Origin of the sequence: Streptomyces sp. 378 (genome assembly GCF_030124145.1) — a bacterium.
Classification (GTDB): domain Bacteria; phylum Actinomycetota; class Actinomycetes; order Streptomycetales; family Streptomycetaceae; genus Streptomyces.
Genome location: NZ_JASKMS010000010.1, coordinates 107,105 through 120,730, shown reverse-complemented (window position 1 = coordinate 120,730; position 13,626 = coordinate 107,105). Strand labels below are relative to the sequence as shown.

At 72.4% G+C, this 13,626-nt stretch carries 11 protein-coding genes and 1 pseudogene; 8 read left to right on the top strand and 4 right to left on the bottom strand.

Annotated elements, in window-relative coordinates:
* Window positions 1–152: 152 nt before the first annotated feature.
* From QNO09_RS16300 to QNO09_RS16290, 3 genes are all read left to right on the top strand, one after another.
* Window positions 153–1,178, top strand: a complete 1,026-nt coding sequence (locus QNO09_RS16300) for a 6-phosphofructokinase (protein ID WP_283970899.1) — start codon at window positions 153–155, stop codon at window positions 1,176–1,178.
* Between the two features lie 186 nt (window positions 1,179–1,364).
* Window positions 1,365–2,315, top strand: a complete 951-nt coding sequence (locus QNO09_RS16295; protein ID WP_283970898.1) for a cytochrome c oxidase assembly protein — start codon at window positions 1,365–1,367, stop codon at window positions 2,313–2,315.
* An 80-nt stretch (window positions 2,316–2,395) separates the two neighbouring features.
* Window positions 2,396–2,575 (top strand): hypothetical protein, encoded by a 180-nt coding sequence (locus QNO09_RS16290; RefSeq protein WP_283970897.1) that lies wholly within the window; start codon window positions 2,396–2,398, stop codon window positions 2,573–2,575.
* Between the two features lie 4 nt (window positions 2,576–2,579).
* Here the strand turns inward: QNO09_RS16290 and QNO09_RS16285 are convergent, their stop codons facing one another.
* Genes QNO09_RS16285 through QNO09_RS16270 form a run of 4 tightly spaced genes read right to left on the bottom strand, consistent with a single transcriptional unit; the run spans window position 2,580 to window position 6,629 of the window.
* Window positions 2,580–3,794, bottom strand: a complete 1,215-nt coding sequence (locus QNO09_RS16285) for a sensor histidine kinase (protein WP_283970896.1) — start codon at window positions 3,792–3,794, stop codon at window positions 2,580–2,582.
* Window positions 3,791–5,506 (bottom strand): sodium/solute symporter, encoded by a 1,716-nt coding sequence (locus tag QNO09_RS16280; protein ID WP_283970895.1) that lies wholly within the window; start codon window positions 5,504–5,506, stop codon window positions 3,791–3,793. The genes QNO09_RS16285 and QNO09_RS16280 overlap by 4 nt, the downstream gene beginning before the upstream one ends.
* A gap of 8 nt (window positions 5,507–5,514) precedes the next feature.
* Complete coding sequence (locus tag QNO09_RS16275) at window positions 5,515–5,877, bottom strand: hypothetical protein (protein WP_283971011.1); 363 nt, start codon at window positions 5,875–5,877, stop codon at window positions 5,515–5,517.
* Between the two features lie 2 nt (window positions 5,878–5,879).
* Window positions 5,880–6,629: a LytR/AlgR family response regulator transcription factor gene (locus QNO09_RS16270; protein ID WP_283970894.1), complete on the bottom strand. Its 750-nt coding sequence runs from the start codon at window positions 6,627–6,629 to the stop codon at window positions 5,880–5,882.
* 56 nt (window positions 6,630–6,685) lie between these two features.
* Between QNO09_RS16270 and QNO09_RS16265 the strand changes: the two genes are divergently transcribed.
* The 5 genes and pseudogenes from QNO09_RS16265 to QNO09_RS16245 all read left to right on the top strand — a co-directional run bounded on the left by QNO09_RS16265 (window position 6,686) and on the right by QNO09_RS16245 (window position 13,626).
* Window positions 6,686–7,204, top strand: coding sequence for an Lrp/AsnC family transcriptional regulator (locus tag QNO09_RS16265; RefSeq protein ID WP_283970893.1), 519 nt, complete (start codon window positions 6,686–6,688; stop codon window positions 7,202–7,204).
* Window positions 7,205–7,330: 126 nt separating this feature from the next.
* Window positions 7,331–8,152, top strand: coding sequence for a dimethylargininase (gene ddaH / locus QNO09_RS16260; RefSeq protein WP_283970892.1), 822 nt, complete (start codon window positions 7,331–7,333; stop codon window positions 8,150–8,152).
* Window positions 8,149–9,384, top strand: coding sequence for an ornithine--oxo-acid transaminase (gene rocD, locus QNO09_RS16255; RefSeq protein WP_283970891.1), 1,236 nt, complete (start codon window positions 8,149–8,151; stop codon window positions 9,382–9,384). The genes ddaH and rocD overlap by 4 nt, the downstream gene beginning before the upstream one ends.
* Before the next feature lie 478 nt (window positions 9,385–9,862).
* Window positions 9,863–12,322: a SpoIIE family protein phosphatase gene (locus tag QNO09_RS16250; protein ID WP_283970890.1), complete on the top strand. Its 2,460-nt coding sequence runs from the start codon at window positions 9,863–9,865 to the stop codon at window positions 12,320–12,322.
* Window positions 12,323–12,388: 66 nt separating this feature from the next.
* Window positions 12,389–13,626, top strand: a pseudogene (locus tag QNO09_RS16245) (PP2C family protein-serine/threonine phosphatase).

The following is a 13,626-nucleotide window of genomic DNA, read 5'->3' as shown; positions in this document are numbered from 1 at the left end:
GCCCGTCTGACGGCACATCCGCACAGGTGAGCGGGGTCGTCCAGCAGGCGGACGCGTGCTTCGGTCCGGGCCCTGGATGCCGCTAGGGTGGCGGGGATTCGAGCCGGACAACGTGGTCCGGACCCGGCCCACGTGGAGAAGGTATTCGGGCTATGCGCATTGGTGTCCTCACGTCCGGCGGCGACTGCCCCGGCCTGAACGCCGTCATCCGGTCCGTCGTGCACCGCGCCGTCGTCGACCACGGCGACGAGGTCATCGGCTTCCGGGACGGCTGGAAGGGCCTCCTGGAGTGCGACTACCTCAAGCTCGACCTCGACGCGGTGGGTGGCATCCTCGCCCGCGGCGGCACGATTCTCGGGTCCTCCCGGGTCCAGCCCTCCCATCTGCGGGACGGTGTGGAGCGGGCCAGGGGCCATGTCGAGGAGCTCGACCTCGACGCGATCATCCCGATCGGCGGCGAGGGCACGCTCAAGGCCGCGCGGCTGATGTCGGACAGCGGCCTGCCCGTCGTGGGTGTGCCGAAGACCATCGACAACGACATCGCGGTCACCGACGTCACCTTCGGCTTCGACACGGCCGTGGGCGTGGCGACCGAGGCCCTGGACCGGCTGAAGACCACCGCCGAGTCCCACCAGCGGGTCCTGGTGGTCGAGGTCATGGGCCGGCACACCGGCTGGATCGCGCTGCACTCCGGCATGGCCGCCGGCGCGCACGCCATCGTCGTCCCCGAGCGGCCCTTCGACGTCGACGAACTGACCCGCAAGGTGGGTGAGCGGTTCGAGGCGGGCAAGCGCTTCGCCATCGTCGTGGCGGCGGAAGGGGCCAAGCCCAAGCCCGGGACCATGGAGTTCGACGAGGGCGGCAAGGACATCTACGGGCACGAGCGGTTCGCCGGGATCGCCCGGCAGCTGTCGGTGGAGCTGGAGGGGCGGCTCGGGAAGGAAGCCCGGCCGGTGATCCTCGGACATGTGCAGCGCGGCGGTACGCCGACCGCCTACGACCGGGTGCTGGCGACGCGGTTCGGGTGGCACGCCGTGGAGGCCGTGCACCGCGGTGAGTTCGGGCACATGACCGCGCTGCGGGGCACCGACATCGTGATGGTGCCGCTCGCCGAGGCCGTGAAGACGCTGAAGACCGTGCCGGAGAACCGGTACGAAGAGGCGGAGTGCGTGCTCTGAGATCGCTGGAGTCGGCCGGGTACGGGCCGTTCGTGGCCTGTCGCGCCGCGCGGCGGTGCCGCGTGTCGAACCCGGCCCCGCGCCCCTGAGACGTCGTACCGCCCCCGGTCGCAATGACGACCGGGGGCGGTTCTAGTCTTGGGGCGGACAGATGGCTGCACACCCCCACGAAACAGGAGCCGGCGGATGGATCACAGCGGGCACGGCATGACCATGGATCTGCCGCCGTTCACGCTGGGACGAGGGCTGGAGTGGTCGGCGGACCCGTTCTTCCTCGTCGCCTGCCTGGCCGGGCTGGCCCTGTACGGGTGGGGTGTCGTGCGGCTCGTCCGGCGCGGGGACAGCTGGCCCGTGGGGCGGACGGTCGCCTACGTCCTGGGTGTGCTGACCATCATGCTCATGATGTGCACCCAGCTGAACGACTACGGCATGGTCATGTTCAGTGTGCACATGGTGCAGCACATGGTCATCAGCATGGTGTCGCCCATCCTCATCCTGCTCGGGGCGCCGATCACCCTGGCACTGCGGGCGCTGCCGACCGCGGGCCGGGGCCGCAAGGGGCCGCGTGAGCTGCTGCTGATGTTCCTGCACAGCCGGTACATGCGGATCATCACGCACCCGGCGTTCACGATCCCGCTGTTCATCGCGAGCCTGTACGGGCTGTACTTCACGCCCCTCTTCGACACGCTGATGGGTTCCAAGGTGGGGCACATCGCGATGATGGTGCACTTCCTCGCCGTGGGCCTGGTGTTCTTCTGGCCGATCATGGGCGTGGACCCGGGCCCGCACCGCCCGGGTTACCTGATGCGGATGCTGGAGCTGTTCGCGGGCATGCCGTTCCACGCGTTCTTCGGGATCGCGTTGATGATGGCGTCCGCGCCGATGATCGAGACGTTCGAGAACCCGCCCGCCTCGCTCGGTATCGAGGCGCTCTCCGACCAGAACGCGGCGGGCGGCATCGCCTGGGCGTTCAGCGAGATCCCGTCCGTGCTGGTGCTGGTCGCCCTGCTGTTCCAGTGGTACGCCTCGGACCAGCGGCAGGCCAGGCGCACGGACCGGGCCGCCGACCGCGACGGGGACAAGGAACTCGAGGCGTACAACGCCTATCTGGCCTCGCTGAACACGCAGGGGCGCTGAACCCGACTCCGGTACGGGCCGTGCGCGCCGGGCATGCGCCAGGCACCATGGAGGAACCGAACCATGAGGAGGGTGTCGCGATGCCCGGTTCCACGAACGGTTCCAACTCGACCAAGACCATGGGAGTGATCACCGTGGGGGGGCTGGTCCTGGTGACGGCCTACACGGTGGCGCTCGGGAGCAACGGCTGGCTGTGGTTCGGCTGGGTCGTCCTGGGTCTGATCACCCTGGGACTGGTGGTGACCGCGCGCAGCACCTGACGGCTCACTCCCGGGTCAGCCGGGCCGCCGAGTGCACGCCCGGCTGGTACTTCGGGAGCCGGACCGTGATCTTCATGCCCGCGCCAGCGGCGGTCTCGATGACGAGGCCGTGGTCGTCGCCGTAGACCTGGCGGAGCCGGTCGTCGACGTTGGAGAGGCCGATGCCGCCCGAGGGGCTGACCTCGCGGGCGAGGATGCGGCGGAGCAGGCCCGGGTCCATGCCGGCGCCGTCGTCCTCGATGACGACGAGCGCCTCGGCGCCCGCGTCCTGGGCGGTGATCTGGATGTGGCACCTGCCCGAGGGCACGGCCTTGCCCTCCAGGCCGTGCTTGACGGCGTTCTCGACGAGCGGCTGCAGGCACAGGAACGGCAGGGTCACCGGCAGCACCTCCGGCGCTATCTGGAGGGTCACGGAGAGGCGGTCGCCGAAGCGTGCCCGCACCAGCGCCAGGTAGTGGTCGATGGCGTGGAGTTCCTCGGCGAGGGTGGTGAAGTCGCCGTGCCGGCGGAACGAGTAGCGGGTGAAGTCGGCGAACTCCAGCAGCAGCTCGCGGGCGCGCTCGGGGTCGGTGCGGACGAACGAGGCGATCACCGCGAGCGAGTTGAAGATGAAGTGCGGGGAGATCTGCGCCCGCAGCGCCTTGATCTCCGCCTCGATGAGACGGGTGCGGGACTGGTCGAGATCGGCCAGTTCCAGCTGGACCGAGACCCAGCGGGCGACCTCGCCGGCGGCCCGGACCAGGACGGCCGACTCGCGGGGCGCACAGGCGACCAGAGCGCCGTGCACCCGGTCGTCGACGGTCAGCGGGGCGACGACCGCCCAGCGCACCGAGCAGTCGAGGCTGTCGCAGGTGAGCTCGAAGGCCTCACCGCGGCCGGTCTCCAGGGAGTTCGCGAGGCGTTCCATGATCTCGGTGCGGTGGTGGTCGCCGTCACCGTCCCAGACCAGGACCCGCTCGCGGTCGGTGAGGCAGAGGGCGTCCGTGCCGAGCAGCGAACGCAGTTTGCGGGCGGACTTGCGGGCGGTCTCCTCGGTCAGGCCGGCCCGCAGCGGGGGCGCGGCGAGGGACGCGGTGTGCAGGGTCTCGAAGGTGGCGTGCTCGACGGGTGTGCCGAGGCCGGCGAGGCTCGTGGCCCGGGCGGTGCGCCGCCCGAGCCAGACGCCCAGGGCGAGCACCGGGAGCACCGCGACGCACAGGCCCGCCAGGAAGCCGCTCATGCCGGCACCTCCGTGCGCAGTTCCTCGGGAAGGTGGAACCGGGCCAGGATCGCCCCGGTGCCGGGCGGGACCCGGCCGGGGGTGGCCAGGGACACCAGGATCATGGTGAGGAAGCCCAGCGGCACCGACCACAGCGCGGGCCAGGCGAGCAGGGCGTGCAGTGCGGCGCCCTCGCCCGGGTAACCCGCCATGGTCGCGGCGACGGCGAGCAGGGCGGAACCGCCGCCGACCAGCATCCCGGCGGCGGCGCCGGGCGGGGTCAGCCGCCGCCACCAGATGCCGAGGACGAGCAGCGGGCAGAACGACGACGCCGACACGGCGAAGGCGAGCCCGACGGCGTCGGCGACCGGCAGCCCGCCGACCAGGACGCTCGCCGCCAGGGGCACGGCCATGGCGAGGACCGTCCCGAGCCGGAAGTGCCGCACGCCCCGGGACGGCAGGACGTCCTGGGTGAGGACGCCGGCGACCGCCATGGTCAGCCCCGAGGCCGTGGACAGGAACGCGGCGAAGGCGCCCCCGGCGACCAGCGCCCCCAGCAGATCGCCGCCCACTCCGCCGATCATCCGGTCGGGCAGCAGGAGGACGGCGGCGTCCGGGTCGCCGGTGAGGGTGAGTTCGGGGGCGTAGAGGCGGCCGAGGGCGCCGTAGAGGGGTGGCAGGAGGTAGAAGGCGCCGATCAGGCCGAGGACCGCGACGGTGGTGCGGCGGGCGGCGACGCCGTGCGGGCTGGTGTAGAAGCGGACCACGACGTGCGGCAGGCCCATGGTGCCGAGGAACGTGGCGAGGATCAGCCCGTACGTGGCGTAGAGGGGGCGTTCCTGACGGCTCTCGGCCTGGGACGGGGACAGGTCGCCGCCGCCGCTGCCCCCGGCGCGGGGGACGGGGGCGCCCGCGGCGAAGGTGAGGCGGGTGCCGCGTTCGATGTGGTGGGTGCCCGCGGGGAGTGTGAGGCGGGCGTCGGTGTGCGTCCGGCCGTCGACGGTGCCGGTCACGGTGACCGGCAGGGGGCGGTCCAGCTTCAGGTCGATGCCGTCGTCGACGAGGACGGCGCGCTGCTCGCGGAAGGTGGCCGGTTCGTCGAAGGCGTGCCGGGGGGCGCCGTCGCTCTGCCAGGCGAGGACCAGGAAGAGGGCGGGGACGAGCAGGGCGGTGAGCTTCAGCCAGTACTGGAAGGCCTGGACGAAGGTGATGCTGCGCATGCCGCCGGCGGCGACGATGGCGGTGACGACGACGGCGACGATCACTCCGCCGAGCCAGTCGGGTGCTCCGGTCAGCACGGTCAGGGTCAGTCCGGCGCCCTGGAGCTGGGGCAGCAGGTACAGCCAGCCGACGCCGACGACGAAGGCACCGGCCAGGCGCCGCACGGCCTGGGAGGCGAGGCGGGCCTCGGCGAAGTCGGGGAGGGTGTAGGCGCCGGAGCGGCGCAGCGGGGCGGCGACGAACAGCAGCAGGACCAGATAGCCGGCGGTGTAGCCGACCGGGTACCAGAGCATGTCGGGGCCCTGGACCAGGACCAGGCCCGCTATGCCCAGGAAGGAGGCGGCGGAGAGGTACTCCCCGCTGATGGCGGCGGCGTTGAGGCGGGGACCGACGGTGCGCGAGGCGACGTAGAAGTCGGAGGTGGTGCGGGAGATGCGCAGGCCGAAGGCGCCGACGAGGACCGTCGCGACCACGACGAGGGCGACGGCGGCGATGGCGTAGCTGGAGTTCATCGGGGGGTTCAGCGGTCTTCGACGAGGCGTACGAAGTCGCGTTCGTTGCGTTCGGCGCGGCGGACGTACCAGCGGGCGAGCAGGACGAGGGGGGCGTAGAGGCCGAAGCCGAGGACGGCCCATTCCAGGCGGCGGGCGTCGGGCATCGCCGCGAAGAGCAGCGGCAGCGGGCCGACGAGCAGGCCGAGGACGGCGAACACAGTGAGCGCGGCGCGCAGTTGGGTGCGCATCAGGGAGCGGACGTAGGTGTGGCCGAGGGTGGTCTGCTCGTCGATCTCGGTGCGCGGGCGGTAGTAGCCGGAGGCCGCTCGGCCGGTCTGCCGGGGCGGTCCGGTGACGACGACGCGGCGTTCGGTGTGGTCCTGGGGCACTGTCACGGCCTCCTCATGAGCAGGTCGCGCAGTTCGCGCGTGTGGCGGCGGCTGACCTGGAGTTCCTCGGAGCCGACGAGGACGCTGACGGTGCCCGCGTCGAGGCGGAGTTCGCCGATGTGGCGCAGGGCGACGAGGTGGCGGCGGTGGATGCGGACGAAGCCGCGGGTGCGCCAGCGCTCCTCCAGGGTGGACAGCGGGATGCGCACCAGATGGCTGCCCTTGTCGGTGTGCAGGCGGGCGTAGTCGCCCTGGGCCTCGACATGGGTGATGTCGTCGACGGCGACGAAGCGGGTCACGCCGCCGAGCTCGACGGGTACGTGGTCCGGGTCGGGTTCGTGCACGGGGATGCGCGGGGCGGCGCCGCGCAGCTCGGCGGCCCGGCGGACGGCCTCGGCGAGCCGCTCCTTGCGGACCGGTTTGAGGACGTAGTCCACGGCCTTGAGGTCGAATGCCTGCACGGCGAAGTCCTCGTGGGCCGTGACGAACACGACGAGCGGCGGCCGGGCGAAGCCGGTGAGCAGCCGGGCGAGGTCGAGGCCGTCGAGGCCGGGCATCTGGATGTCGAGGAAGACGACGTCGATGGCCTCCGGACCGTCCGGCCCGGACTCCAGGGCGCGGTTCATGCGGCGCAGCGCCTCGGTGGCGTCACCGGCGCCCTCCGCGCTGCCGATCCGGGGATCGGCCCGCAGGAGGTAGAGCAGCTCCTCCAGGGAGGGGCGTTCGTCGTCGACAGCCAGGGCGCGCAGCATGAACCCGGAGTGTAGGGGGGATCCCCGCTGTCCGGACACGTGGATACAGTGCCCGCATGAACAGCAGGTCGTCCTCGGCGTTCGACGAACTCGACCGGAAGATCATCACGGCGTTGATGGCGAACGCCAGGACGTCGTTCGCCGAGATCGGCACGGCGATCGGCCTGTCGGCCACGGCGGTCAAGCGGCGGGTCGACCGGCTGCGCGAGACGGGCGTGATCACCGGGTTCACGGCCACGGTGAAGCCGTCGGCGCTGGGCTGGCGCACGGAGGCCTACGTCGAGGTGTACTGCGAGGGCGCCGCCCCGCCGCGGCGGCTGGCCGAGGTCGTGCGTGACTACCCGGAGATCACCGCGGGGATGACCGTGACCGGCGGCGCGGACGCGCTGCTGCACGTGCGGGCGCGGGACGTGGAGCACTTCGAGGAGGTGCTGGAGCGGATCCGGCAGGAGCCGTTCATCCGGAAGACGATCAGTGTGATGGTGCTGTCCCATCTGCTCCCCGAGAGCCCGGAGGCGGGAGCAACCCATCCGGCGCCCGAGGAGGGCCGGGGCGGCGCATCAGACGTGCGCTGAGCGGGCTGAAGACGCAGCGTTCCTGCGCGAACACGCAACCATTGTCGCTTGTCGGGCACCTTCGCCAGTTCCTACCGTTGTGTCAACCACCAGTCACACACCGTGAGGAAGCGGAGGGACCCCTCTGTGCCCGACTCCCGTGTGCCGCGCCGGCGGCGCTACCTCGTCTGCGAACCCAGACATTTCGCCGTGCAGTACGCGATCAACCCGTGGATGCGCCCCGACGAACCCGTCGACGTCCTCCGCGCCGTGGACCAGTGGCAGGCGCTGGTCGACGCCTACCGCGCGCACGGCCATACCGTGGACACTGTGAAACCCGTTCCCGGTCTGCCCGACATGGTCTTCGCCGCCAACGCGGCGGTCGTGGTCGACGGCCGCGTCTTCGGCTCCCTCTTCCACGCGCCCGAGCGCCGTCCGGAGTCCGTGCCGTACGAGGCGTGGTTCAAGGCGGCGGGCTACGAGGTCTATCACCCCGAGTCGGTCTGCGAGGGCGAGGGCGACCTGGTGCCGGCCGGCCGCTGGATCCTGGCCGGGACGGGCTTCCGTACGACCCGGGAGGCCCACAGCGAGGTGCAGGAGTACTTCGGGACGCCGGTGATCAGCCTGACGCTGGTGGATCCGTACTTCTACCATCTGGACACGGCACTGTTCGTCCTCGACGAGGAGAACATCGTGTACTACCCCGAGGCGTTCTCGCCGGGCAGCCGCGAGGTGCTGGCCCGGCTGTACCCGGACGCGGTGCTCGCCACCCGCGAGGATGCGATGGCGTTCGGGCTCAACTCCGTCTCCGACGGGCGCCATGTGTTCATCTCACCCGGGGCGACGGCCCTGGCCGAGCAGCTTTCCGGCCGCGGCTACGTCCCCGTCCCCGTCGACCTGTCCGAGTTCCAGAAGGCCGGTGGCGGCATCAAGTGCTGCACCCAGGAGATCCGGGAGAACCGCCCATGACCGCACCCGTCCGTACCCAGGGCTCGCAGGGCACGCGGGGCTCCGAGGAGCTGATCCGCGCCGAGGAGCCGGTCCTCGCGCACAACTACCATCCGCTGCCCGTCGTCGTGGCCCGCGCCGAGGGCACCTGGGTGGAGGACGTCGAGGGCCGACGCTACCTGGACATGCTGGCCGGCTACTCGGCGCTCAACTTCGGCCACCGGCACCCGGCGCTGATCGAGGCGGCCCACCGCCAGCTCGACCGGCTGACGCTCACCTCGCGCGCCTTCCACAACGACCGGCTCGCCGGGTTCGCGGAGCGGCTGGCCGCGCTGACCGGCATGGACATGGTGCTGCCCATGAACACCGGTGCGGAGGCGGTGGAGAGCGGGGTGAAGGTGGCCCGCAAGTGGGCCTACGACGTCAAGGGCGTACCGGCCGACCGGGCGACGATCGTGGTCGCGGCGGACAACTTCCACGGACGTACCACGACGATCGTCAGCTTCTCCACGGACGAGACGGCCCGGGCGGGCTTCGGGCCGTTCACGCCCGGCTTCCGGGTGGTGCCCTACAACGACCTGGCCGCGATGGAGGCGGCGGTCGACGAGACGACGGCGGCGGTGCTGATCGAGCCGATCCAGGGCGAGGCGGGGGTGATCATCCCCGAGGACGGCTATCTGGCGGGCGTGCGGGAGCTGACCCGCCGCAAGGGGTGCCTGTTCATCGCGGACGAGATCCAGTCCGGGCTCGGCCGCACGGGCCGCACACTGGCGGTCGAGCACGAGCCGGTGGTGCCGGACGTGCTGCTGCTGGGCAAGGCGCTGGGGGGCGGGATCGTGCCGGTGTCGGCGGTGGTCGGGCGCCGGGAGGTGCTCGGGGTGCTGCATCCCGGGGAACACGGCTCGACGTTCGGCGGCAATCCCCTGGCGGCGGCGGTCGGTACGGCGGTGGTGGAACTGCTGGAGACGGGCGAGTTCCAGCGCCGGGCGGCCGAGCTGGGCGTGATCCTGCGCGACGGACTGACGGGGCTGGTCGGCAAGGGCGTGGTCGGCTTCCGCTCGCGCGGGTTGTGGGCGGGCGTGGACGTCGACCCCGCGCTCGGCACGGGCCGCGAGATCAGCGAGCGGCTCATGCGGGAGGGAATCCTGGCGAAGGACACCCACGGCTCGACGATCCGCCTGGCCCCGCCGCTCACCATCACGGCCGAGGAGCTGCGGGGGGCGCTCGCGGCGCTGGAGAAGGCACTGGGGTGAGCGGCCGGGCCGCCACCGGGGTGGGGAGCGTCACGGTCCCCCGCGAGGCGGGCAGGAGCGGATGGCCCGGTGGTGGCCCCTCGGCGGGGCGTCGGCGACGCGGAGCAGGCGGACCGCGCAGGCGCTGACGGCCGCGCCGGCGCCCGGGCACAACCGTCCGGCTCGACGCGGTCGGCGCCCGTACCGGCTGGTCCGGCGAGGACGCCTCCCGTCGTTCACCGGCGCGTTCACGCGGTGGCGAGTGACACCTCGGTCGCCTTGATCGGGGCGACGACGGGTATCCCGGGCGCCAGCGCGAGGTCGTCCGAGGGTGTCGCCGCCTCCGCCCCGACGCGTCGTGCCCTTGTCCGTCCAGATCGCGCGGGGCCGGTGGGACCGTCCCACCTCACCGGCCCCGCCCAGGCCGCCCGCTGTCGCCGGAAGGGTGAAGATTGGGGCAAGAGGTGGTAGACCACTCTCAGCGACAGAGAGGTCGGCCGTGGGCGCAGACGACGAGTACGGCGTTGCCCGGCAGCGGTTCGACGTGGCCGACGCGGCGCCCGTGTTGCTCGATCCACAGGGCGTGGTGACGGGCTGGACCAGCGGTGCCCGGCGGCTGTTGGCATACCCGGCTTCCGAGGCGGTCGGCAGGAAACTGGCCGATCTGCTGATCGCCGAGGACGCGCAGCGCGTGCCGGACCTGGTCGAGCGGTGCCGCGGGGACGGCGGCTGGACGGGGCTGCTGACGGCCCGCCGCGGGGACGGGCAGCCGGTGAAGGTCGTGGCCCGGATCGCCTCGGCCGAGGAGGCGCACGGCGGGTCGCGCTGGCTGATGCTCCTGTCGGAGCTGGCCGACGCCCCCGGCTGGGACATGAGCCGCACGGTCCTGGAACAGCTGACGGCGGGCGCCCCGGTGGGTATCGCGATCGTGGACACGGACCTGCGCTTCGTGTGGTCGAACGCCGCCCTGGAGCAGTTCGGCGGCGGTCCGGCGGCGCGACGGCTCGGTCTGCGCTTCGCGGACGTCCAGCCGGGCATGGACGCCCAGGCGGTCGAGGCGCAGATGCGGCACGTGCTGGAGACCGGTGAGGCGGTGATCGGTTACGAGCACGTGGGTCACGTGCGCTCGGCACCGTTGCGCGAGACGGCGCACATGCTGTCGTTCACCCGGCTCGAGGACGACCGGGGTCATCCGATCGGCGTGTACTACACGGTCGTCGACATGACCGAGCGGCACCGCGCGCGGCAGCGGCTGGCGCTGCTCGACCGGGCCGGCCAGAGCATCGGACGCAGCCTGGACCTCACACGCACCGCCCAGGAGTTGGCGGACGTGGCCGCGCCGGGGCTGGCCGATTTCGTCACCGTGGACCTGCTGGAGTCGGTGCTGCGGGGCGCCGAGCCGGCTCCCGGACCCCTCGCGGAATCGCAGGAGCCGGTGGAGCTGCGCCGCGCCGGATACCGGTCCGTACAGGACGACCTCACGGAGGCCGTCATCGCGATCGGCGAGGTGGTCGCCTTCCGGGCCGGGACGCCCCCCTTCCGTTGTCTGGCCACGGGACGGTCCTGGCGTGAGGAGCGGCTCGACCCGCTGATCCGGGACTGGACCACGGACACCCCGAGCGGCCGCCGGGCCACGTTCGGGGAGCTGGGTCTGCACAGCGTGATGGCCGTGCCGATCCGCTCGCGCGGCACGACGCTGGGCATCACGACCTTCTACCGGCGCCACCAGCGGGAGCCCTTCGACGCGGAGGACCTGCGGCTGGCCGAGGATGTCGTCGCCCGTGCGGCCGTCTGCGTGGACAACGCCCGCCGCTACACCCGGGAGCGGGACGCCGCGCTCGTCCTGCAGCGCAGTCTGCTCCCCCACCGGCTGCCCGAGCAGGACGCCGTCGAGGTCGCCGCGTGTTACCGGCCGGCCGACGAGCTGACCGGACTGGGCGGCGACTGGTACGACCTGATCCCGCTGTCCGGGGCGCGTGTCGCGCTGGTCGTGGGCGAGGTGCCCGGGCACGGCATCGACGCCGCGGCGGCCATGGGACAGCTGCGGACCGCCGTACGGACGCTGGCGGCTCTGGATCTGCCGCCCGAGGAGGTGCTGGCGCATCTCGACGACCTGGTGGCGCGGTCGGCGCGGGAGGAGGGCGCCGAGCCGGGCACGGTCGGCGCCGCGGGCACGCAGTGCGTGGGCTCCGCATGCCTGTACGTCGTCTACGACCCGGTCGACGGCGGCTGCGCGATGGCCGCGGCGGGGCACCCCGCACCGGCCGTGGTGCTGCCCGACGGCTCGGTCGTCTTCGTCGACCTGCCACAGGGGCCGCCGCTCGGCGTGGGCGGCCCGCCCTTCGAGGCGGTCGAACTGTCCCTCGCGGAGGGCAGCACGCTCGCGTTGCACACCGACGGACTGCTGGCCCGGAGCGAGACCTGGGCCGTCGACGCGGGCCGGGAGCGGCTGCGCGGGGCGCTGGAGCGGGCGGGTCCGCTCGAGTCGTCCTGCAGGGCCGTGGTCGACGCGCTGCTCCCGGCCCGCCCGTACGACGACGTGGTGCTGCTGATGGCCCGGACGAAACGTCTCGGCACCGAGCAGGTCGCGGCCTGGGAACTGCCCTCGGACCCGGCCGTGGTCGCCGACGCCCGCCGCACGGCCACGCGGCAGCTCGCGCGCTGGGGCCTGGACGAGCTGGCCTTCACCACGGAGCTGGTGGTGAGCGAGCTGGTCACCAACGCCATCCGGTACGCCACCGGGACCATCCGGCTACGGCTGATCCGGGAGCGGGCCCTGATGTGCGAGGTTCTCGACGGCGGCGCCACCGCGCCCCATCTGCGTCATCCCCGTACGACGGACGAGGGCGGGCGCGGGCTGCTGCTGGTCTCCCAGCTCACGCAGCGGTGGGGCACGCGGTTCGTCCCCGAAGGGAAGATCATCTGGGCCGAGCAGTCACTGACGGACCTCCCCGGATGAAGCCGGTTGAGGATCCTCCATACCATGCGAAACTGGTGTGATCCCGGCGGTGGTGAGGCGGCAGCCATGGCGGACACGGCGATCGACTACGGGGCGGTGTTCAAGGCCCTGCCCGGCATGGTGGCGCTCCTGACACCCGATCTGGTGTACGCGGACGTCAACGAGGAGTTCGTCCGGGTCTCCGGCCGCTCACGGGAGCAGCTGATCGGCAAGTACCTGTTCGACGTCTTCCCGGACAACCCGTCCGATCCGGCCGCGTCGGGCATGCGCAACCTGGAGGCCTCGCTGTACCGCGTCCTGGCCACGGGGGAACGCGACACCATGGCGCTGCAGCGCTACGACGTCCAGGATCCCGAGCGGCCCGGCGAGTGGCAGCAGCGCTACTGGAGCCCGGTGAACGCGCCGCTGCTGGGCTCGGACGGCAAGGTCGCGCTGATTCTGCACCGCGTGGAGGAGGTCACGGAACTGATCCGGGCCGGGGCGGCGCTCCGGGGGACCGGGGCAGCCGGGCCCGGGTGCTGGAGGCCGAGCTGTACACCCGCGCCCGGGAGCTGCAGGAGCTCAACGAGCGGCTGCGCCAGGCCCATTCCCGGGAGCGCGAGGTGGCGCTGGCGTTGCAGGAGGCGATGCTGCCCGCTCCCCGGCAGGTCGGCCACCATCGGGCCGCCGTCCGGTACCGGCCCGCCGTGGGCGCGCTCAACGTGTGCGGGGACTGGTACGACCTGGTCGATCTGGTGGGCGGCGACCGTATCGGCGTGTCCGTGGGCGACGTGGTCGGGCACGGGCTGGCGGCCGCCGGGGTGATGGGCCAGTTGCGCAGTGCCCTCAGCGCGGCCTCCCGGGTCTCGGCGGGGCCGGCCCAGGCCCTGGACGTGCTGGGGCGCTACGCCCATGTGATCGACGGGGCCGAGTCGGCGACCGCCGTGACGACCTTCATCGACTGCGACCGCCACGTCATCACGTACAGCAGCGCCGGTCATCCCCCGCCGGTGCTCGTCCACGCCGACGGCCGCACGGAGTTTCTGGATCAGGCCACGGACACGCCGCTCGACGCGCGCCCGGACCCGATCCGCAGACCCCAGGCCGAGACCACGTTCTCGCCGGGCGCGACGCTCGCGCTCTACACCGACGGCCTGATCGAACGGCGGCGCGAGGACATCGACACGGGCCTGGGCCGGCTCGCGGACGCCCTGCGCGACCATCGGGACCAGGACCTCGAGACCCTCGCCGACACCGTGCTGTCGGAGTTGCTGCCGCCCGGCGGCGCCACCGACGACACCGCGCTGATCATCGTGCGTCTGTGA

What these genes read in the sequence shown, in the direction of transcription:
- QNO09_RS16300 (WP_283970899.1), top strand. Translation starts at nt 153, where the DNA reads ATGCGCATTGGTGTCCTCACGTCCGGCGGCGACTGCCCCGGCCTGAAC.
- QNO09_RS16295 (WP_283970898.1), top strand. Translation starts at nt 1,365, where the DNA reads ATGGATCACAGCGGGCACGGCATGACCATGGATCTGCCGCCGTTCACG.
- QNO09_RS16290 (WP_283970897.1), top strand. Translation starts at nt 2,396, where the DNA reads ATGCCCGGTTCCACGAACGGTTCCAACTCGACCAAGACCATGGGAGTG.
- QNO09_RS16285 (WP_283970896.1), bottom strand. Translation starts at nt 3,794, where the DNA reads ATGAGCGGCTTCCTGGCGGGCCTGTGCGTCGCGGTGCTCCCGGTGCTC.
- QNO09_RS16280 (WP_283970895.1), bottom strand. Translation starts at nt 5,506, where the DNA reads ATGAACTCCAGCTACGCCATCGCCGCCGTCGCCCTCGTCGTGGTCGCG.
- QNO09_RS16270 (WP_283970894.1), bottom strand. Translation starts at nt 6,629, where the DNA reads ATGCTGCGCGCCCTGGCTGTCGACGACGAACGCCCCTCCCTGGAGGAG.
- QNO09_RS16265 (WP_283970893.1), top strand. Translation starts at nt 6,686, where the DNA reads ATGAACAGCAGGTCGTCCTCGGCGTTCGACGAACTCGACCGGAAGATC.
- rocD (WP_283970891.1), top strand. Translation starts at nt 8,149, where the DNA reads ATGACCGCACCCGTCCGTACCCAGGGCTCGCAGGGCACGCGGGGCTCC.